The 20,271-nt window shown below is 65.7% G+C and carries 21 protein-coding genes; 7 read left to right on the top strand and 14 right to left on the bottom strand.

From position 1 onward, the window contains the following. Positions 1–65 precede the first annotated feature (65 nt). The 12 genes from L810_RS49190 to L810_RS21060 all read right to left on the bottom strand — a co-directional run bounded on the left by L810_RS49190 (position 66) and on the right by L810_RS21060 (position 12,109). Entirely contained in the window at positions 66–869 is an 804-nt protein-coding gene (locus tag L810_RS49190; RefSeq protein WP_257008918.1) for a type II toxin-antitoxin system HipA family toxin, read from the bottom strand. Positions 870–1,348: 479 nt separating this feature from the next. Further along, complete coding sequence (locus L810_RS21110) at positions 1,349–1,666, bottom strand: helix-turn-helix domain-containing protein (RefSeq protein ID WP_021160330.1); 318 nt, start codon at positions 1,664–1,666, stop codon at positions 1,349–1,351. 414 nt (positions 1,667–2,080) lie between these two features. After that, positions 2,081–2,671, bottom strand: coding sequence for a dual specificity protein phosphatase family protein (locus tag L810_RS21105; protein WP_021160329.1), 591 nt, complete (start codon positions 2,669–2,671; stop codon positions 2,081–2,083). Between the two features lie 13 nt (positions 2,672–2,684). Further along, positions 2,685–3,179, bottom strand: coding sequence for a hypothetical protein (locus L810_RS21100; protein WP_021160328.1), 495 nt, complete (start codon positions 3,177–3,179; stop codon positions 2,685–2,687). Further along, positions 3,176–4,318, bottom strand: a complete 1,143-nt coding sequence (locus L810_RS21095) for a UDP-N-acetylglucosamine--LPS N-acetylglucosamine transferase (RefSeq protein WP_021160327.1) — start codon at positions 4,316–4,318, stop codon at positions 3,176–3,178. Before L810_RS21095 ends, L810_RS21100 begins: the two co-directional genes overlap by 4 nt. Before the next feature lie 419 nt (positions 4,319–4,737). Then, positions 4,738–5,829, bottom strand: a complete 1,092-nt coding sequence (locus L810_RS21090; RefSeq protein ID WP_042975573.1) for a hypothetical protein — start codon at positions 5,827–5,829, stop codon at positions 4,738–4,740. Between the two features lie 234 nt (positions 5,830–6,063). After that, positions 6,064–6,570: a hypothetical protein gene (locus L810_RS49180; RefSeq protein WP_042975571.1), complete on the bottom strand. Its 507-nt coding sequence runs from the start codon at positions 6,568–6,570 to the stop codon at positions 6,064–6,066. A gap of 180 nt (positions 6,571–6,750) precedes the next feature. Continuing rightward, positions 6,751–7,254, bottom strand: coding sequence for a hypothetical protein (locus L810_RS21080; protein WP_021160324.1), 504 nt, complete (start codon positions 7,252–7,254; stop codon positions 6,751–6,753). A gap of 121 nt (positions 7,255–7,375) precedes the next feature. Next, complete coding sequence (locus L810_RS21075) at positions 7,376–8,200, bottom strand: OmpW/AlkL family protein (protein ID WP_027789759.1); 825 nt, start codon at positions 8,198–8,200, stop codon at positions 7,376–7,378. A gap of 74 nt (positions 8,201–8,274) precedes the next feature. Beyond that, a complete protein-coding gene (locus L810_RS21070; protein WP_021160322.1) occupies positions 8,275–9,528 on the bottom strand; it encodes a DUF2957 domain-containing protein in 1,254 nt (417 codons plus the stop codon). Positions 9,529–9,599: 71 nt separating this feature from the next. Further along, on the bottom strand, positions 9,600–11,195 hold the full coding sequence (locus L810_RS21065; RefSeq protein WP_042975588.1) for a DUF2957 domain-containing protein: 1,596 nt from the start codon (positions 11,193–11,195) through the stop codon (positions 9,600–9,602). A 617-nt stretch (positions 11,196–11,812) separates the two neighbouring features. Next, positions 11,813–12,109 (bottom strand): cupin domain-containing protein, encoded by a 297-nt coding sequence (locus tag L810_RS21060; protein ID WP_021160319.1) that lies wholly within the window; start codon positions 12,107–12,109, stop codon positions 11,813–11,815. A gap of 434 nt (positions 12,110–12,543) precedes the next feature. On the opposite strand from L810_RS21060, the gene L810_RS21055 reads away from it, so the two are divergent. From L810_RS21055 to L810_RS21045, 3 genes are all read left to right on the top strand, one after another. Beyond that, the gene (locus L810_RS21055) at positions 12,544–13,491 is read left to right on the top strand and encodes an ABC transporter ATP-binding protein (RefSeq protein WP_021160317.1); all 948 of its coding nucleotides are present in this window, start codon (positions 12,544–12,546) and stop codon (positions 13,489–13,491) included. A gap of 3 nt (positions 13,492–13,494) precedes the next feature. Continuing rightward, on the top strand, positions 13,495–14,256 hold the full coding sequence (locus tag L810_RS21050; protein ID WP_021160316.1) for an ABC transporter permease: 762 nt from the start codon (positions 13,495–13,497) through the stop codon (positions 14,254–14,256). A gap of 160 nt (positions 14,257–14,416) precedes the next feature. Further along, positions 14,417–15,838, top strand: a complete 1,422-nt coding sequence (locus tag L810_RS21045) for an MFS transporter (protein ID WP_021160315.1) — start codon at positions 14,417–14,419, stop codon at positions 15,836–15,838. A 199-nt stretch (positions 15,839–16,037) separates the two neighbouring features. On the opposite strand, the gene L810_RS21040 is transcribed toward L810_RS21045, so the two are convergent. Continuing rightward, positions 16,038–16,268 carry a hypothetical protein gene (locus L810_RS21040; RefSeq protein ID WP_021160313.1) on the bottom strand — a complete coding sequence of 77 codons (231 nt, stop codon included), beginning with the start codon at positions 16,266–16,268 and terminating at the stop codon, positions 16,038–16,040. Positions 16,269–16,476: 208 nt separating this feature from the next. Here L810_RS21040 and L810_RS21035 point away from each other — a divergent pair, with 208 nt between their 5' ends. Then, a complete protein-coding gene (locus L810_RS21035) occupies positions 16,477–16,908 on the top strand; it encodes a YciI family protein (protein WP_021160311.1) in 432 nt (143 codons plus the stop codon). Between the two features lie 67 nt (positions 16,909–16,975). Here the strand turns inward: L810_RS21035 and L810_RS21030 are convergent, their stop codons facing one another. Continuing rightward, positions 16,976–17,572, bottom strand: a complete 597-nt coding sequence (locus L810_RS21030; RefSeq protein ID WP_021160310.1) for a TetR/AcrR family transcriptional regulator — start codon at positions 17,570–17,572, stop codon at positions 16,976–16,978. 181 nt (positions 17,573–17,753) lie between these two features. Here L810_RS21030 and L810_RS21025 point away from each other — a divergent pair, with 181 nt between their 5' ends. The 3 genes from L810_RS21025 to L810_RS21015 all read left to right on the top strand — a co-directional run bounded on the left by L810_RS21025 (position 17,754) and on the right by L810_RS21015 (position 20,209). Then, complete coding sequence (locus L810_RS21025) at positions 17,754–18,524, top strand: alpha/beta hydrolase (protein WP_042975586.1); 771 nt, start codon at positions 17,754–17,756, stop codon at positions 18,522–18,524. An 87-nt stretch (positions 18,525–18,611) separates the two neighbouring features. Further along, positions 18,612–19,418 carry a DinB family protein gene (locus tag L810_RS21020; protein ID WP_021160308.1) on the top strand — a complete coding sequence of 269 codons (807 nt, stop codon included), beginning with the start codon at positions 18,612–18,614 and terminating at the stop codon, positions 19,416–19,418. Next, a complete protein-coding gene (locus L810_RS21015; protein ID WP_021160307.1) occupies positions 19,415–20,209 on the top strand; it encodes an alpha/beta fold hydrolase in 795 nt (264 codons plus the stop codon). The genes L810_RS21020 and L810_RS21015 overlap by 4 nt, the downstream gene beginning before the upstream one ends. The last annotated feature ends 62 nt before the right edge of the window (positions 20,210–20,271 follow it).

Genomic DNA, 20,271 nt, shown 5'->3' with positions numbered 1-20,271 from the left:
CGCTCATCAATATACTGACTAAGCGCCGCCGACAGGGATTGTCGGCGGCGTTTTTACGTGCATCCTCACCGGTGAGCGCGACCCACCGGAGCCTGGCGAAGCAGGGCAACGTTCTCGTTGATGCGGCCCTGGATCGTGCGCAGGGTATCTCGAGTAATGATCCGCGGGTACATGTTCTCGGCCATGTCCGAGAATTGACCGGCCACTTCGCAAATGTCGTCGATCATCCTGCCGGCAACGTCCTGGGGCACTTCGGCTTCCTCGGCAAACCGAAGCATGTGCGTGCGGGAAATCTCCAGTGCCTCCCCCATCACGTCCATCTGGTGATATCCACCGGGCCCCTCGCAGAAGGTCACATCGTAGGCCGGCGCCAGTTTCCACTGACCATGTGGCGCCATGACGTAGGCGAAGTTCTTGGGATGGTCGTCGCGGTTGTTGAACGCGACGTTGAAGACGGCGCGCTCGAAGGCCCTCCTCATCTCTCGCACGTCGTTGGTACAGATCCGGGTCGCCCGCAAGAAGTTGAGGTAGTCCAGCGAACCCGCATGCCGGTAATCGGCCCCCGTAAACGCCGCGAGACTCTGCATGGGGACACGCGATCCCTCATGCCGATCAAAGCGCTTGCTGGCGAACGCCGCCAGCCCATTGGGCAAACTGAAGTACTGCGTGTCCGGAGTCTCGATGCCACATCTGCGCAGACATTCGGCGTAGACCATCTCGATGGCGCACACCTCGGCGTGCTCGTCTCTTGCGGGGAACTTGACCAGCCAGGCTTCGAAGCCCGGTGTGGCGGCCGTGGTCAACCCGCCGGTTTGCGGATCGCGATAGATCAGGACCTTGGGCCGTGCACCTTGGGGCGAGCCGCCCACCCGCAGCAACGTCTGCAGGAACTCGCCCCTTCACCATGGAGCACGTCCTGAACTTCGGCAGCATGCTGTTCCAGCGGGATGTGGACGTCCGGCGCCTCTTCTTCGGGTGCGACGGGTTCGAACGCCATGGCCCCCCATCGCGTTGCTGCCGATACAGGCCAACCGCTCCAGGGCGCCAATGCGCGCGGTGTTGAGCCCACGGCGCCGGAACATACGGTCCATCAGCAGCATGCCCTACCCGTCCGGCAACGCGTCATAGACAGGCCCCGGCAGTTGCAATTGATGAACCGGGAAATCTCGCCGCAACCGGGGGCCCTCCAGCGGCAATGTGTACAAAGACAGCTCCAGGCCCCTCTGCCTCGCCTCGCTGCTGTACTCGAACACGATCAGCGGGCGACCGGTCAGGGCAGTCGTGGAGACCAGCGTGCCCCAAAGCCACCGCTCCCCCCCCCCAGCCCTCATAGAAAACATTCACTTGTTCAGGCATCGCCGAACTTCCTCCTCGTACGGAGGCGCTTGGCTGATTTCTCGTAGCGCAGAATGTCCTCGATGCTGTCCAGCTTTGGCTGGAACAGGCCTTCGAGCTCCTTGATCCGGCCGAGCGCCATCGCCACCCGAACCACGGCCTCGAAGCCGACATTGCGCCCGGCCTCCAGGTTCGACACGGTGTTGGTCGCGATGCCGGCACGCCCGGCAAGATCCGACTGCGTCATGCCCGCAGCCAGACGCTCGGTGCGCAGACGCTCGCAGAGTCGCTTGACGACCTCGCTCGGCTTGCTGAAGCTTAAATCCAACATAGTGTGTCTTACACCCTGTCCATGCCGGTTAACACCCAAAATTATGGAATTAACGCCACCTTGGCTCAAGGAGACTAATTCTTTAATTCTGCGTTTTATCGACAAAATGACCCGCTTAGCCACAGTATGTTGGATTTACGTGGCTTCCCCTCAAAGATGCGGTCGATCAGATCGCCCCGCGGCTGCGCGAGCGATCCGGGGCAGTGCAAAGGCCGCATTCCGTGTTGCACGGGTGCACGGCCTCGTTCGCGCCTCTTCGAGGATCGTGGTGGAGCCGACCGGCTGCTTGGGCTTTGCTGCAGCTCGTGGGTGAAGAGCCGGCTGCATGCCGGGAAAGTCGGCTTTCTGCTGCTGCAGCGAAGACGAGCGCCGAGCGCTACGGTGACGTCGGGAGCTGGTCCTCGCAGGTCGGGCTCAGCCGCTATTGACCTCCTGCCGCAACCGCTCGACATCCACGCGCTTCAGATAGTTCGTGATGTTCTGCCAGATCGGATGGAACCCGTAGCCGCCATGCTGCAACTCGTCGAGCGCCTGCTCGCGCGTCCAGCCCTGATACACCATCCGGTACAACGCCGACACGAGGCCGGTACGATCGGCGCCGTGCTGGCAGTGGATCAGCACGGGGCCGTCCTGGTCGGCCGTACGCAGCGCCTTCAGCGCCGCGACCATGTCTTCGTCGCGGATGTCCCAGGTGTTGATCCGGATGCGCTGCATCTTGATCTGCGTGCCGGCCAGGATGCTGTCGTCCGCGTGAAACGAACGGAAGCTGATGACCTTGCGAATGCCGAGCTTCTGCAGTTCCGGCACATCCGCGCGCGACAGCTGCGCACTGCGGTACAGCGTCGGCGTGATGCGATGCAGGTTGTTCACATGCGCATCGGTCACGCCCTGCGCCCATTTGATCGGCCTCGGCCGGGCGGACACCTCGGAGGCCGGGTCCGCATGGGCCGGTTGCACGAGCCCGGCGAGCGTGACGGAGAGCGCGGCGATGAAGGCGAGTTTCATGTCGGGTCGGGGATCAGTAGAACGCGCGCTTGCGCTCGCGGGAAAGAATGAACAGCACGATCGCTGCGGCGCTCATCGTCCAGTAGTCGGTCGGTGCCACGCCGAACCAGTGGATATGCCACGGCACGTTGGCGGGATTGAAGCGGGCGAGACCGTAGGCCGGATTCAGCACGAACCACAGGAAATCCTCGGTCAGCCAGAACACCATGATGCACGCGACGATCCGCGCTTCGATGCGCCACGACCACCGTCGGTTGAACACGGCCGGCCAGTGAAAGAACAGCGCGACGAACGGGAACACCCACGCGTGGTAGCCGGTCATCGGCCGCCCGCCCCAGAAGATGTCGAGCAGCCAGTGATGCTCGATGCGCCACGTCGGCAGGTTGGCCGCCCAGCCCGCGCTGCCTTCGATCTGGATCTCCACGTTCGCGAAGAAATACGCGAGCAACATGACCCATGCAACGACAAACAGCGTATGGCGCGTCGGCACGAAGCGCGCGACGCTCATGCGGCAGGCTCTAGGCCCAGCACGCGATCGAGCACGAAGCGGCCGGCAAGCGGCCGGCCGAGCGGCGCGAGGCGGCGGCGCATGTCGGCGAGACGCTCCGGCGCCTGCAGCAGCGCGCGGATCCGGTAGACGAGCGCGTCGTCGTCGATCGCCTTCAGCGCGACACCCTGTTCGAGCAGGAAATCCGCATTGCGCTCTTCCTGGCCCGGAATCGGCGAGTTGACGATCATCGGCAACTGCATCGCGAGACATTCGGACGTCGTCAGGCCGCCCGGCTTCGTGATGACGAGGTCGGCGCAGGCCATCAGGCGCTCGACCTGCTGCGTGAAGCCCTGCGGAAACAACCGGCCCGGATGCTGCGCGGCGAGCGCCTGCAGCGACGCGAGCATCGCCTGGTTCTTGCCGGCCAGCGCGATCAGCTGGAAGTCGGCGTCCATCCCGAGCAGGCGCGCCGCCAGCACGTCGAGCCCGCCGAGGCCCGCGCCGCCGGACATCATCAGGAAGGTCGGGCGCGCGGGATCGAGGCCGTACTCGGCCGCGCAGGCCGCGCGATCGAGCGGCTGGCCGAACGCCGGCATGATCGGGATGCCGCTGACGTGCACTGTTTCAGGCGCCATGCCGCGGGCATGCATGCGCCACGCGATCTCGTCGTTGGCCGCGAAATAACCGCGCATGTTCGGCACGACCCACATGCTGTGCAGGTCGAAATCGGTGACCTGCACCCACACCGGCGTGTCGACGCGCGCCTTGCGGATCTCGCGCGACAGCAGCTCGGCCGGCAGGAAGTGCGTGCAGATGATCGCGTCCGGGCGCTGGCGTTCGATCTCCGCGAGCAGCGCCCGGCAATTGAGCCGTTCGATCGCACGCCGGATCTTCTGCGACGGGGCGGCGGGATCGACTTCGTCCGTCTTCTGGTACAGGTAGCCCCACAGCGCCGGCTGGCTGCTGACGAGCTTGATGTAGAGATCGGTGTACAGCTTGCGGAAGCCGGTGGACACGAAATCCATCACGTCCAGGTGGGTGGCTTCGATGCCGGCGGGATGATGGTCGGCGAATGCGCGGATCGCCTCGGCCGCTCGGGTATGGCCGGCGCCGGCGCTGACGCTCAGGAGGAGGATCTTCTTGTTTTGCTTTGACATCTGACTGACCGTTTCGATGAAGGTGGTCGGAACGCGGGTTCGCGGCGGCGCTCTCACACGGCGGCTGTTTGCGTCCGGCTTACAGCAAGCTTGGCAATTCTTCGGCGACGCGAGCGGGCTGTGACGTCGAAGCGGTCGCCGGCATCGTCTGCGGAATCATACTGCGTTCGGGCGATGGCGCCGGAATCGGGGGGCGCAGGCGGGATGGATGGTGCGGTGTGCGGCCAGTGTGGACTGGTGACGGCATGACGGCTCGGCGCGCTGCCGCCCGATGCCCGTTCGCGTGTGCGAACGGGGTCCGGCATGGCGCGCGAATCAGGATGCGCGTACGCGAATCGTTTGGCATCCTTGCGGATTACTTCGAAAGAGGCTTCGGGAAAGCTGGCGCGTCAGCCGGCCTTGCCCCCTTGCTCGTGGAATCAGGGCGCTACACCGGCCCGCTTCCGCATCCGCTTCCCGCGGACGATCGGATTCCATCGCGATGTCAGGCTCATTGCGCCACGCAGGTGATCGAACGCGACGTCCTCCTTCGGCCCGAAGCGGCTGACCGCCGGCCACGCGAGCACGTGATCGAGCCACGCCTGCCACTCGTCGCCATGAAAGCGGCGACCGATTTCGCGCACGACGTCCGGCGCTTCGATCACGATGCCCGCCAGCGCGTAGTAAGCCCAAAAGCTGCCCGCGCCGACGAGTCGATCCAGCCTGCATACGGATAACGCCGCGAGCAGCCCGTCCACCGACGCGAGATCGGCGCGATGCGTGCGGATCGCCCGCGCGACGAGGTTGTGCTCACCGCCATACGCGGCAATGGAGATCCCGTTGCCGGCGGCGAGCACGGCCGAGAACGTCACGAGCGCAGCCATCTCGTCGATGCGCGATGCATCGTCGCGCGGCCCGCATACACGCAGCACGATCGCGTCGATGACGGCGCCCGGCAGGGTCGACGTTTCTCCGCTCGCCGCCGCGATGACGGCGAGCCTGTCTCTCAGGTTCTTCGCAGGCAGCGTGTCGCCCTGCACGCCCGTCTCATGTGCGGTGCATGTGCCGGCATCCCCCCCGCTGCATTCGAGACCGCTGGCAATCCGCTCGAGTGCGGCCCAGCCGACATCGGGATCGTCGAATGCGCACGCATCGATCACGCCGTTTGCTGTTTCGAACACGGCTCGCGAGCCGGGACAACTGCGTTCGGCTTCGGCGAGCTGCTGCATCGAAGGCACATGCGAGCATGCGCCGTGCGGGTCGGTCAGGTCGCATGCACAGGCGCTGCCGTCCGATGCGATCCACGGCGCGAGCCCGTGAAGCACGGCAGTTGCGTCACGAGACAGATTCGCGCCTGTCCGCATGCGTATCGCCTGCGACGCGGCGACGGTCGTGTCGCCGGCATCGGCCGCCATCGCTACGCAAGCGGCAGCGTCGAGATGTTCGATCAGGTACTGCAGCCACGCGGCCGTGCGCAGCCGGTCAGGCGTCGCGCCGCGGGCATCGCCATACTTTGCTGGATCGGTAAGCATGGGTCTTCCGGGATAGTTCTGGCCAATTTGGAATAGTGGTAATTCAGTCGAATCGGATGGCGCGGTACGCCGTACCGATCCTGCAACGCCACACGCATCGGATCGCGATACGTGCGGCCAGCCTGTCGTCACGCTGATACGGAAGACGGCTCGAGCGCATCGACGAAGCGGCAACCCGTGTACATCCTGCACGGCCTTCGTGAACGGCGAGTTCCCCGCTTCGACTCTCGACGCTTACTGCACGTGGAACTTCGGCGACGTCATGATCCAGCCGTTCACCGTGCAATCCGGCGTCAGCACGGCGTTGTTGAGCGTCAGCCGCGAGTCCGGATCACTCCACGCCACCGTGACCTTGCTCGGTCCACAAGTACCGAGCACCCGCATGTCCAGCTTCACGTTGTCGATCGACACTTGCGTCGTGCTGTCCACGTTTCCCGTCCATGGCGCCGCACTGCTCGCGCTACCGGTGAACAACACGCACAATGTGCCGCCGGTGAACTGGGTCGACGTGATGTTGATGATGCCGGTCGGCGTGACCGTGCCGTTGACCGTCGTCGTACAGGAGATCGGACTGAACGCTCCCTTCTGGACCGACGTGAGCCCCGACGCGGAAAACGGCTCGCCGTTCGGATTCATCGGCTGGCCGTCCACGCGCGAAACGGTCACTGCAAAAGCAGGCGCGGCCGAACCTGCGGTGAATGCCACTGCAGCAACAAGCGATGCAATTTGACGAATGTTCATCTGTACGGCCTCTCTCTTTATATATGGCGGCCTTACACGAGAAACGCGACCGCTCTGCCGAATGAATCCGGCCGTCGCGCCCATGCACGCGACGGCACGAACCCATCGAAACCGCGAATACCCGCCGCACCTGTCGCACGGCCCTCGCGCGCGGCGGGTACCCGCTTCGATCCGCGACGCTTACTGCACGTGGAACTTCGGCGACGTCAGCACCGTGCCGCCCACCGTGCAATCCGGCGTCAGCGTGGCGTTATTGAACGTCAGCGAAGAGTTCGTATCGCTCCACGTCGTGACAACCTTGCTCGGCCCGCAGGTGCCGAGCAGCGTGACGTTCACCTTCACGTTGTTGATCGACAATTGCGTCGTGCTGTCGGCCTGCCCCGTCCACGGCGAAGTGCTGCTCGCGCTGCCGTTGATCAGCGAGCATGTCGCGCCGCCCGAGAACGTCGTCGACGTGATGTTGACGATGCCGGTCGACGTGATCGTGCCGTTGAACGTCGCGGTACAGCCTGCGCTGATCGCGCCCTTGCTGAGGTTCGTGAGCCCGGTCGCCGAGAACGGCTCGCCATTCGGGTTCATCGGCTGACCATCAGCCCGCGAAACGGTGACTGCGAAAGCAGGCGCGGCCGAAACCGCGGTGAAAGCCACTGCAGCAACAAGCGATACGATTTTGCGAATGCTCATTTGAACTGCCCCCTCTCTTCACAAATGGCGGCACGCCGCCAGGAACGCGACCGCCCGGCCGGATCGTTCCGGCCCGACGGTCGCAGGAAGCCGCCGGTGCGCGTCATGCGCGCCGGACGGCTCAGAACTTGTAGGAAATCCCGACGAACGTGATCAGCGGATCCGCCTTCAACCGTGTGCGCGTGGTGGCGAGCGTCGAACCGTCGGCCGCCTTGATCACGAGCGACGAGTAGGTCTTCAGCGGCATGTACGTCAGCGTTGCCGTCAGCCCCCAGTGCTTGTCGATCGCGTAGCTCGCGCCCACGTTGTAGACCGGCGTGAACGACGACGACGCCTTGCCCTCGACCGACGTCGGCCCCGGCTTGCCGGCGCCCGCCGCGAGCACGCTGCCGAGGTTTTCGTTGATGTCCTTCGCGAAGTTGCCGTTCAGTTCGATGTTGCTGAACCAGCTGTAGGCCACGCCGATCCCGACGAACGGGCGGAACTTCGCCGTCGGCGAATTGAAGTAGTACTGCAGAATGATCGTCGGGCTCCACTGCCTTGCGTTCTTCACGGCCGGCTGGTTGGCCGGGTTGTCCATGTTGACGCTGCCCAGCGCGCCGGACGGGCCCGGCGGCTTGATCGTGCCGTGCCCGGTCAGCGTGAACTCGGGCGGCACGCCGAGCACCGACGTCACCGCGATGTGGTCGGTGAAGAAGTGCGTGAGCGTCAGGCCGACCGTATCGGCGTTGTTGACGGTCAGGCTCGTGCCGGGCGACGTGAACGACCCGGGCAGGCGCAGCGGCCCGTTGATCGGCATGCCGGCGAGATTCGTCGTGAGCCCGTTGGTCGAATCCTGCGGCATGATGTGCAACCAGCCCAGCGTCGCGACGTTGTCGCCCGCCTGCTGGGCCGATGCGAGCGTCGATATGCCTGCGACGACACCCGCGACAATCAGCTTCTTCATGAAGTCTCCTTCTCGTTCTGTCCGGGCGCCGCGCCCCTTCGCGCGGCGCCGCCGTGTCTCCATCCGGGCTTGCGTTACTGCACGAACGCGCCGACCGTGAAGTACGGATTGCTCGTATCGTTCATGTCGAGGAACCCGAACACGCCGCCGGTGAACACGAACTTGCCGGTCGCGGGCCCCGACGCCGCATCCGCATGCACGGTCGTGACGACACCCGGCACCTTCTGCGTGAAATCGAGGTTCAGCGCGCGGGTGAGCGCGGCCTGCGACGCATTGAACGGATCGAGCAGCGTGGCCTGCGCGCCGACGAGCGCGGTCGCGCGGTAGTTGAACGCGCTGTCGACACCCGTGTACTCGCCGTTCTGCGAGCCTTGCGTGATCGCCGTCTGCGGGCTCAGGAACGAGATGCCCGATTCGTCGTCCGCGCTCGGCGAGCCCTGCGTCAGGTCCGCATTCGCCGCGCCGGTGCGGATGAAGATCGGCACGAGCTGGTTGCGCAGCTTGCCGACGATCAGGATCCCCTTGCCGGCCTTCGCGGGATCGACCGCCGCGAGCGTCGGCGGAATCTGCGGCAGGTAGTTGAGCGACTGGAACGCCGGCGCATCCGGACGCAGCGTGAACGGCTGGTTCACGGTCGCGCTCGACGCGAGCGGCTGCCCGCCGTTCTTCTTGCCGAAGTTGTCGGTCTCGACGTAGCTGCCGTCCGCGTTGATCGTCACCTGCTGGTCGAGCGCCACCGGCTGGAAGCTTTGCGACGGCACCTGGTGGTAGCCGAGCTGGTTGTACTTCCCGGCGATCTTCGTCAGGTCGGTTTCCAGCGACGAGAAGCTGATGAACGGGTAGTACGGGAACGTCGTCTTCGGGATCTTGCCGACGCCGATCACGCCGTCGAACTGGATCGTCGCGCCGGGGATCGCGCCGCCCAGCACGCCTTCGCCGAGGAACAGTCGCGCGGGGCGGCTCGGGTCGAGGCTCGCGTTCTGCATCCGGAACGTGCACTGGTTCAGCTTCACCGTCGGCAGCCCCGTCTCGTCGGCCAGCGTGCCGTCGACCACATTGGCGGGCGCAGTATCGCGCGTCGGCTGCACGGTGCCCGTCGTGGTCGGCACCGGCGACGCGAGATAGGTCATCCGGTACGTCATCTTCGTCGTGTCGAGCTGCACCTTCACGAGTTCGCCCGATCCCGAACCGCCGATGAACACCGTGTTGTAGTCGATCGTCTGCGGGCACAGCCGGACCACCGGCGCGGGCGGCGGGTCGCCGTCTCCGCCGCACGCGGCGAGCACGGGCGCGAGCGACACCGCGGCCATCCATTTCTTCACATTCATAGGAATCCTCTTGAAATTCGATTCGCCGGCGGCGACGCATGCGCCGCCGGTGTTACGTGTTCAATACAGGGTTACTGGACGAACGCGCCGACCGTGAAGAACGGGTTGACCTGGCTGTTGTTGACGACCATCGCGTAGACATTGCCGGCCGTCACGAGCCAGCCCGTGTCGCCCTTCTTGAAAATCGCCACGTTGCCGCTCGGGCCCTTCGCGTTGAAGTCCTGCGTGGCCGTGACCTTGATCTTGCCGGGCGTCGCCTGCGTGTAGTCGAGCCCGAACTGCGAGGTCACCCCCGACGTCTGCGGATCGATGAACGCCGCGGTACTGCCCTGGAACAGCGTGGACGTATAGTTCGCGGCCATCGTCGAGACGGCCGTGCCGTCATCGCAACTGCCTGCTACCGAATAGAAGGTGTTATTGGTGAAGACGCCGGGCAGGTCTGGGTGCGGCATGTTCGGGTTGAAGCTCGGCCCCGGCGACGTCACCTTGTTCGCCTGACCGCTGGATGTCACAACGCCGCATGCGGATGCGCTGGTCGCACCGATATACCCCCCCTTCAGGGAGTTCGCGGCAATCGCTTTCGTCGACGCCAGCATCGAGATGCCGACTTCGGCATCGGCGACCGATGCGAACAGATTGACCGTATCGACGTGCGTATAGCCGACACGAATCACGATCGGCACAAGTACGCCGTTCAGCCTGCCGACGATCATGATGCCTTTCGCCTGACTCGGTGCAATGATCAGCGTCGAGCCCTGCCCCGCGATCGGATACCCCTGCCCCACCGGATTGCTCACGAATACATTGTCTGCCGATCCGTCCGCGTTCTTGCGCTGCGCCCACGGCGTCCCGGTCGTCTGACACGAGTAGTCGCTGCCCGGCGTGATAGAACACGAACCGTCCGCATTGAACGTCTGATTCCAGTTGACGACGTCGGGCTCCCAGCCGACCGGCCCGGTCGGGCTCTGACCATCACCGCCGATCGGCGACAGATGGATGCCGACCTCGTTGTAGTTGCCCGCCACTTTCGTGAAGTCGGTTTCGGTGTCGGTGAAGCCGATGAACGGATAGAAATCGAAGGTGCGCGACGGTACGACGCCGAGCGTGATGCCCGGGAGCAGCGGGATACCGGCGAACGCAATCGTCGCCCCCGGAATCCCGCCGCCCACCACGCCATTGCCGACGAACAGCATCGGCGGATCCGCACGGTTGATCGTCACCGAATACGCGCCGTCGCTCGTCGCGCCGCTGTCGAGCACGAACGCACAGCGGTTCTGCTCGGCGGTCGGGAGCGTGGTCGGATGATGGAACGCGCCGCTGATCGTCAGGCCGGCGCGCGTGTTGTTGACCTGCCCTGCCGATGTCGGCACCGACGATTCGATGAACTGCATCTGGTAAGTCATCTTCGTCGTGTCGAACTTCACCTTCACGTACTCGCCGCTGCCTGCGCCACCCGTGTACGTCGTCGTGTAGTCGAGCGCGTCCGGGCACAGCTTCGTGACGACGGGCGGCGTCGTGACGGAACCGCTCGGCCCGCACGCGCTCCCCGAGCACTGCGGCACGTTGATCGGCCCCGGATCGTCGCCGCCGCCGCAACCGGCGACGAACGGCAAAGCGATGACCGCGCACGACAGGATCGCTTTCCGCCATTCAGGAATGCAAATCATCAACCCCTCCTTTTCAGGTACGACAAGTCTCGTCCGGACAGGCTGCATGGCCCGCCGGTTGGTATCGCGCCGCCGCACGAACGCGCGGCGCATGACGGTGTGCGCCAGGTTGCCGCGATGCCGGTCAGGCAAATGCGGCACGCGCCGCGGCGGCAGGCAAGCGCTCTCCCGCGGCGCCGTCATGCGGCACGGCGCCGTGAGAACAATCGAAACGGGATGTGGTTCGCCGCTACACGGCGATATGACAACGCAGGTACGCGACCTGCATCGCGCCTGCGTTCAGCGAAAAAACGGGAAACGGCAGTCCGACTGGCCCCGCGGATAGGCGTCTCATCAATTGGTCTCCATCCGTACGCTTGATTCGTTATCGTGATGCGTCGTTTGACGAGACTATGATCGGACGATTCCTACAAGTAAATGGATGCAGAGTTCCAAACGGCCGAAACCGCGCAATCGCAGTGCGTGCCGGGGATTTGACAGATTTTCAAACAGCCTTCAATTTATTTGCTCAGACAAATACATGGCCCGTGTAACACGCGTTTGAATAACCATGGCCGATCCACGCTCTGCCTTGCCTGCCGGCCCTCGACGCTCCGCCCGCATGCTGCGGCGCAACCTCATACGTCGACGATCGCGAGCGTGCCGTGGCTGCCCGGCAGCACCGCGTGAGGCGTGCCGGCGAGCGCCAGGTACATCTGCCCGGCCTCGACGACGACCGTCTCGCCCCCGACCTCGAGCATCATCCGGCCGTCGAGCACCAGCAGCCCCTCGTTGTAGTCGTGCACTTCCGCTTCGTAAGCCTGCGCATCCATGCGCAGCACCTTGATCCTGGCCGGCCCGACCTCGCCGACGATCGTGGATTTCCACGCGACGGCCTGCGCGGCCGCCACGGATTTGAAATCGATCAAAGACATGCGTTTCGCTCCGTAAACGATGAAAGGAACGCATTATCGCGAGCGCGGCACACGCCGTCCCGGTACGGCGCGACGGGCTTCAGGCAGCACAGTCGGCCGGCCGGCCGCGCCGCATCCGGGCGGACACGCGATCGCCCCCCTGTTCGCGGAAAATGGCGCTCATTGTTCGCAAGCCGCAAATAAATCACCACGTTATTGGGTAATGCGCCGCCAATTCGCGCCAATCCGGCACCGGTAATGCTCGCCCTTTCCACGAGAATGCATTTCCATCTGTCGATTGCTAATATGGCGATCCCGCGATCCCGCACCACAACGCCGTTCGACATGACGCCCGTTCGCCATGCCGTCCCCGGTCCCGGCCGCTTCGCAGCGGCGGCGGCGCCGGGCACGCGCGGCGCACACCGTTGCGCCGGCCGGCCGCGCCATCCGTGAGCATGCAACCGATCCTTTCCGTCTCCGACCTCTCCAAGACTTACGCGTCCGGCTTCCAGGCGCTGAAGCACGTGACCCTCGACATCCGCCCCGGCGAGATCTTCGCGTTGCTCGGGCCGAACGGCGCCGGCAAGACGACGCTGATCGGCTCGATCTGCGGCATCGTCACGCCGACCTCGGGCCGCGTGACGGTCGGCGGCCACGACATCCGCGATCACTACCGCGCGGCCCGCGAAATGATCGGCCTCGTACCGCAGGAACTGACGACCGACGCGTTCGAAACCGTCTGGGCGACCGTGTCGTTCAGCCGCGGCCTGTTCGGCAAGGCGCCCGATCCCGCGCATATCGAGAAGACGCTGAGGGCGCTGTCGCTGTGGGACAAGCGCGACAACAAGCTGATGACGCTGTCGGGCGGCATGAAGCGCCGCGTGATGATCGCGAAGGCGCTGTCGCACGAGCCGCGCATCCTGTTCCTCGACGAGCCGACGGCCGGCGTCGACGTCGAGCTGCGCCGCGACATGTGGAAGCTCGTCGATTCGCTGCGCGAAAGCGGCGTGACGATCCTGCTGACCACGCACTACATCGAGGAAGCCGAGGAAATGGCCGACCGGATCGGCATCATCCTCGGCGGCGAGCTCGTGCTCGTCGAGGAGAAGCGCGAGCTGATGCGCAAGCTCGGCAAGAAGCAGCTCACCGTGCAGCTCGAGCACCCGCTCGCGGACGTGCCGCCCGCGCTCGCGCCGTTCGGCCTCGAACGCGCGGACGACGGCACAGCGCTCGTCTACACGTACGACTCGCAGCGCGACGATGCAAGCATCGCGACGCTGATCAACGCGCTCGGTTCGGCCGGCATCGGTTTTCGCGACCTGCATACGACGCAGAGCTCGCTCGAGGACATTTTCGTCAGCCTGATCGACAACCGCCGCAACGGCGTGCAGCAAGGAGCCTGACGCATGAACCTGCATGGAATCCGCGCGATCTACCGCGCCGAAATGGCCCGCACGCGCCGCACGCTGATGCAGAGCATCATCGCGCCGGTGATCTCGACGTCGCTGTATTTCGTCGTGTTCGGCTCCGCGATCGGCTCGCGCATCAGCGATGTGAACGGCATCGGCTACGGCTCGTTCATCGTGCCGGGGCTCGTGATGCTGTCGCTGCTGTCGCAGAGCATCTCGAACGCGTCGTTCGGCATCTACTTCCCGCGCTTCACGGGCACGATCTACGAGATCCTCTCCGCGCCCGTGTCGTACTGGGAGATCGTGATCGCGTATGTGGGCGCGGCCGCGTCGAAGTCGATCCTGCTCGGCGTGATCATCCTCGCCACGGCCGGCCTGTTCGTGCCGCTGCACATCCTGCATCCGTTCTGGATGGTGCTGTTCCTCGTGCTGACGGCGGTCACGTTCAGCCTGTTCGGCTTCGTGATCGGCATCTGGGCCGACAGCTTCGAGAAGCTGCAGCTCGTGCCGCTGCTGATCATCACGCCGCTCACGTTCCTCGGCGGCAGCTTCTACTCGGTCGACATGCTGCCGCCCGCGTGGCGCGTCATCACGCTGTTCAACCCGATCGTCTACCTGGTCAGCGGCTTCCGCTGGTCGTTCTACGGGCTCGCCGACGTGCACGTGTGGATCAGCCTCGCCGCGACCGGGCTGTTCCTCGTGATCCTGCTGGCGATCGTCGCGTGGATGTTCCGCACCGGCTACAAGCTGAAGAACTGATGCAAAGCGGCCGCACCCCGCGCCGCCGCCGATGACGCATTTGGGCAAGCAGGCGGCGTTTTTCCTCTGATGCGGCATTTTGTGGTCGCGTCTACTGAAGACGAAGCATCGGGGCCGCGAAGCACGCGCTTCGCGGCCCCTTTTCATTTCAGAGGACGCCATGCCCGCCGCCACCGCTCCCGCCTCCGCCGCCGCCCGGCTCGAACGCCTGCCGTTCTCCGGCTATCACAAGCGGATCTTCTTCATCATCGCGATTGCGTTCTTCTTCGACTCGGTCGACCTCGGCACGATGACGTTCGTGCTCGGCTCGATCCGCAAGGAGTTCGGCCTGTCGACCGCGGCCGCCGGCCTCGTCGCGAGCGCGAGCTTCTTCGGGATGGTGCTCGGCGCGGCCGTGGCCGGCCTGCTCGCCGACCGCTTCGGCCGCCGGCCGGTATTCCAGTGGAGCATGGTGCTGTGGGGCGCGGCCTCCTACCTGTGCTCGACCGCGCAGAGCGTCGACGCGCTGATCGTCTACCGCGTGCTGCTCGGGATCGGGATGGGGATGGAATTCCCGGTCGCGCAAACATTGCTGTCCGAATTCGTGCCGACCGAGAAGCGCGGCCGCCTGATCGCGCTGATGGACGGCTTCTGGCCGCTCGGCTTCATCACGGCCGGCATCGTCGCGTATTTCGTGCTGCCGCAGTTCGGCTGGCGCACGGTGTTCGCGCTGCTCGCGATTCCCGCCGTGTTCGTGCTCGTCGTGCGCCGGATCGTGCCCGAATCGCCGCGCTGGCTCGAGCATGCGGGCCGGCACACGGAAGCCGACACGGTGATGCGCACGATCGAGGCGAAGGTGATGCGCTCGGCCGGCGTCACGACGCTGCCGCCGCCGTCGCGGCTTGCGGAACCGGTCGTGGCACGCGGCCACGGCGCGCTGCGCGAGATCTGGAGCGGCGTGTATCGTCGCCGCACGGTGATGGTGTGGCTGCTGTGGTTCTTCGCGCTGCTCGGCTTCTACGGCCTCACGTCGTGGCTCGGCGCGCTGCTGCAGCAGGCCGGTTTCGAGGTCACGAAATCGGTGTTCTACACGGTGCTGATTTCGCTCGGCGGCGTGCCGGGCTTCCTGTGCGCCGCGTGGCTCGTCGAACGCTGGGGGCGCAAGCCGACCTGCATCGCGTCGCTGATCGGCGGCGGTGCGATGGCATACGCATACGGCCAGAGCGCGCTGTACGGCGGCAGCACGACGCTGCTGATCGTCACCGGCCTCGCGATGCAGTTCTTCCTGTTCGGGATGTGGGCCGCGCTGTACACGTACACGCCCGAACTGTACGGCACGGGTGCGCGTGCGACGGGGTCGGGCTTCGCATCGGCGATCGGGCGCGTCGGCTCGCTGATCGGGCCTTATGTGGTCGGCGTCGTGCTGCCGGTGTTCGGCCAGGGCGGCGTGTTCACGCTCGGCGCGCTGTCGTTCGTCGCGGCGGCAATTGCAGTGTGGACGCTCGGTATCGAGACGAAGGGGCTCGCGCTGGAACAGCTCGCGGCAGGCGACGAAGCGGGCGGCGGCGGCCGGTATGCGGCAGCGGCCGACAAGATGTCCTGAGCGCCGAATCGACGACCCGGGCGTGCGTTCCGGCCGGCATGGCGCTCAGCGCCGTGCCGGCCGCTGCGTGAACTGACAGGATTCGCGCCCGATCACACACGACATCCCGCGCGTGCTCGCCGGCGCGATCGCACATTGCGAGGCCGCCGCCGCGTAAGCCGTGGAGGCGGCCACCCGACGACGGTCCGGCTGGCTCCGGTCAGGCGCCGGCGACGACGAACTCTTCGGCCGCCTTGCGCTGGACCGCGGCCATCACCGCCAGTTCGCGCTTGCTGCGCGCGTCGCCGGACACGACACCCGTCGCGTTCTTCGCTTTCGCACCCAGCGGGAAAAAGACAAACGATGCGCCGGCCGGGGCCTCCGGTTCCGCGCGCAGGCGTTTGTTCAGGATTTTCAGGTACTTCTTCTTCGACACTTCCTTAGCAGCCATGGCACCCTCCGCGTGAACGTGGTGGGGATCAGCATACCAGTTTTGGCACAGGGCTCCGCCGCATCGCCCGCCGGCGCGGGCATCCCCGAATATTCGTCGGAACCGATGTCGATTCGCGTCGCCGTCGCGCGTCGTGTTGTCGTAACCGATCGTTTTGCCGTCGGCGCGGCCGGCGGCGCCCCCTCATTCCCTTGAAGGAGATACGACCATGCGCGTCCTGGTAATCGTCAAGGCCACCGCCGATTCCGAATCCGGCCGGATGCCCGCCCCCGAAATGATCGCCGCGATGGGTCGGTTCAACGAAGAACTGGCGAAAGCCGGCATCCTGCTCGCCGCCGACGGGCTGCACCCGAGCATGCGCGGCAAGCGCGTGCACTTTGCCGGCAGGAACCGCACCGTCATCGACGGCCCGTTCGCTGAAACGAAGGAACTCGTCGCCGGCTTCTGGCTGTGGCAGGTGAAATCGATGGAAGAAGCGGTCGAATGGGTGAAGCGCTGCCCGAACCCGATGCCCGGCGACTCCGACATCGAGATCCGCCCGCTGTTCGAGGCCGAGGATTTCAGTCCGGCATTCACGACCGAGCTGCAGGAACTGAAAGCTCGGCAGAGTGCGCAAGCGGAGGCGGGGAAACACGCGTGAGACGGGCGGCGCCGGACGGTTTCACATGACCGCCGGGCGCCGCCCTGCTTTTTTGAGTGTGCGCGGCTCATGCGCGTTTGCGCGGCACCGCGAGCCGCTCGACCGCCCCGCCGGTCACGTCCCGGAACATCCCGGCATTGCCGTACGCCCGCGCGGCAAGCATCGCGCCATAGACCAGCGCCACGAACGTCGCGGCCTCGGTCTGCACCGACACGTCCGGCTGCACGATGCCGTCTTTCACCCCTGCCTCGAGCACGCGCACCAGCCATGCGGCAAGGTCGTCGAAATGCGCCTTTACGGCCCGCGCGACTTCGTCAGGCAGCGCCGGCAGCTCCGCGCCGAGCATGCCGGCCACGCAGAACGGCGCGCTGTCGTCCGCGATGCAGCGTTCCCAGTAGCCGATGTATGCGCGCATCTGCACCAGCGCGTCGGCGCCGCTCGCGTCGAGCAGCGCCATGTCGGCATCGAATTTCGCCTGCGACTGCTGCAGCACGGCGACCGCCAGGTCCGCCTTCGTCGGGAAGTGGTGGTGAATGCTCGCCTTCCGGATGTCGATCGCGTCGGCGATGTCGGCGTAACTGAACCCGCTGTAGCCGCGCCGCATGATCAGTTGCCGCCCGGCCTCGAGAATGCGGCCCGCCGTACTGTCCCCCGTTACCGTCATATCTGCCTACCATCTAGTCGGATGAAAAACAGGGATAGTTTACCGCCCTGAGATACTCTTTTCCAGCCGTGATTTTTCATTGCATCTCACCCTACCTACTAGTAGGATGAACACATCGGCAGAACGAGATAGCTGTCGATATTCGACGGTTTCTACCCTGTCTTCCTTCTGGAGAATGAAAATGAAGCGTTTTTCCCAAGTCCGCCAGATCGCCGCGGCACTCGCATTGTCCGCCGCCGCACTCGGTTCGCATGCGGCCGTCGCGGCCCCCGTCAAGAACGTCGTACTGGTTCACGGCTACTTCGCCGACGGCTCGGGCTGGCAAGCCGTCTCGAACATCCTCACGCGCGACGGCTACAAGGTTTCGGTGGTTCAGCAACCCGAAACGTCGTTCGACGACGACGTGAAGGCGACCCGGCGTGTCGTCGACGCGCAGGACGGCCCGAGCATCCTCGTCGGCCACAGCTACGGCGGCGCGGTGATCACCGAAGCCGGCAACGACGACAAGGTCGCGGGCCTCGTCTACGTGGCCGCGTTCCAGCCCGACACCGGCGAAAGCCCGCTCGACCTCACCAAGAAGACGCCGCCCGCGACGAAGGCGATCAAGGCCACCGAAGACGGCCACCTGTATTTCGACGAAGCGTCGTTCCACGCCGACTTCGCGGCCGACGTGCCGGCCGCCGAAGCGAAATTCATGGCGATCTCGCAAGTCACGCCGGCCGCGCAGTCGTTCGGTGTACCCATCACGCACGCCGCATGGCGGACGAAACCGAGCTGGGCGGTGGTCGCCTCCGCGGATCGCGCGATCAACCCCGAGCTCGAACGCTTCATGACGCAACGCGCCGGAAGCAAGACGATCGAACTCAAGTCGAGCCACGTGGCCTACATCTCGCATCCGGCCGAAGTCGCGAAGCTGATCGAACAGGCCGCCAGGGGCGCCGGCAAGGAGTGATGCCGCGCATCGCCCGACTTCCCCGGTTGACGCTCCCCACCGGGTAACGTATCGTTTTGATACGTTACCCGGTGAGCGCCTTCCATCATGCATTCCCGTTTCGACCGCTTCCGCACCACCGCGCTCGGCGCCCAGCTCGAAGCACTGATCGCTCAACCCGAGCGCTACGTCGAATTCGCGGCGCTGTCGCGCGTGGGCGTCGCCGCGATCGGCGCGATCCAGCACGAGATCGCGCTGAAATTCCCTGAAATCGAAACCGACACGACGGCCCGCCAGTTCTGCGGCGCGATGGTCGCGGACGTCATGCGCCGTCACGGCCACGACGTCGTGCAGGCGCGCGGGCGGCTCGGCGGCACGCTGTTCAGTTACGGCGCGGTGTTCAGCGCGCATCCGCAGTTGCTGCCGTTCGCCGGTGTCGTCGCCGCGCTGGCGCAACTGCCCGATCGGCTCGCCGCGTATGCGGCGCACGTGCCGGCCGCATTGCGGACGCGCCGCCCCGACGGCACGGGCTTCTCGCTCGTCGAGCATGCGTGCCACCTGCGGGATCTCGACGCGGTGTTCGCCGAGCGCATCGACGCCGTACGCACGCTCGACCTGCCGGTGATCGCCTCCGTCGACGGCACCGCACTCGCCGCGCAACGCGACTATCTCGCGCAGCCGCTCGACGCGGCGGTCGCGGCGTTCCGCACGGGCCGCGCGGCGCTGTGCGCAGTCGCCGCCGCGCTCGATCCCGCGCAGCTCGCACGCTGCGGGCTGCGCGACGGCATCCGCCGCATGTCGCTCGACGAACTCGTGCGCGAGCTGCTCGATCACGACCGCACGCACGTGCTCGAACTCGACGAACTGCTCGCCGAACTCGCATTGCCGCCCCTTCCTTGCCCGCCCGCGCCATGACCCAGCCCACGCCCGTCGTCTTCATTCACGGTTTCATCGGCACGCTCGACGTGCGCGGATGGAACGGCCCGCATCTCGCGCCCGACCTGCTCGGCTACGGCGCATATCGCGCGGCGCCATTCGACGCGATCTCGCTTGCCGGCCAGGTCGAGCATGTGCGCCAAACCGTCGATGCTCACTTCGGCGCGCAGCCGGTCGATGTCGTCGGCCACTCGGTCGGTGGCGCGATCGCGATGCTGTTCGCGCATGCGCACCCGGAATGCGTGCGGCGGATCGTCAACGTCGAAGGCAACTTCACGCTCGACGATGCGTTCTGGTCGGCGTCGGTCGGCCGCATGACACCCGACGAAGCCGATGCGATGCTCGACGGGCTGCGCGCCGATGCGCCCGGCTGGCTGCGCGGCGCGATCGACGCGCCGTCGCCGGCCCAGTTCGACGACGCCCGCCGCTGGCTCGCGCATCAGCCTGCATCGACGCTGCGCGCGATGGGCCGCTCCGTCGTCGCGACCACAGGCGAACCCGGCTACCTGCAGGCGCTCGCGCAGGTGTTCGAGCGTCATCCCGTCTGGCTCGTCGCCGGCGAACGCTCACGCACGGGCTGGCACGTGCCCGACTGGGCGCTCGCGCGCTGCGCTGGCTTCGACATGATCGCTGGCTGCGGGCACTTGATTCCGGCCGAGCGGCCGGATGCGTTTCGCGATGCAATCGGGCGCATCCTGGGCGCAGCAGGAAACTCCGGTCGTCAGGCGGGGAAAATGTCGAAACCGTATGATTCGCCGAAATTTGGTTGAAAGGCGCGGTTGCTAGAGTCACCGGAACAGGGTTTTCCCGGCGCCCGGCGCCGGACTGGGTC

This window comes from Burkholderia sp. AU4i (genome assembly GCF_000466765.1).
GTDB lineage: Bacteria > Pseudomonadota > Gammaproteobacteria > Burkholderiales > Burkholderiaceae > Burkholderia > Burkholderia cepacia.
The sequence above is the reverse complement of the archived record's forward strand: the minus strand, read 5'-3'. Positions and strand labels throughout refer to the sequence as shown.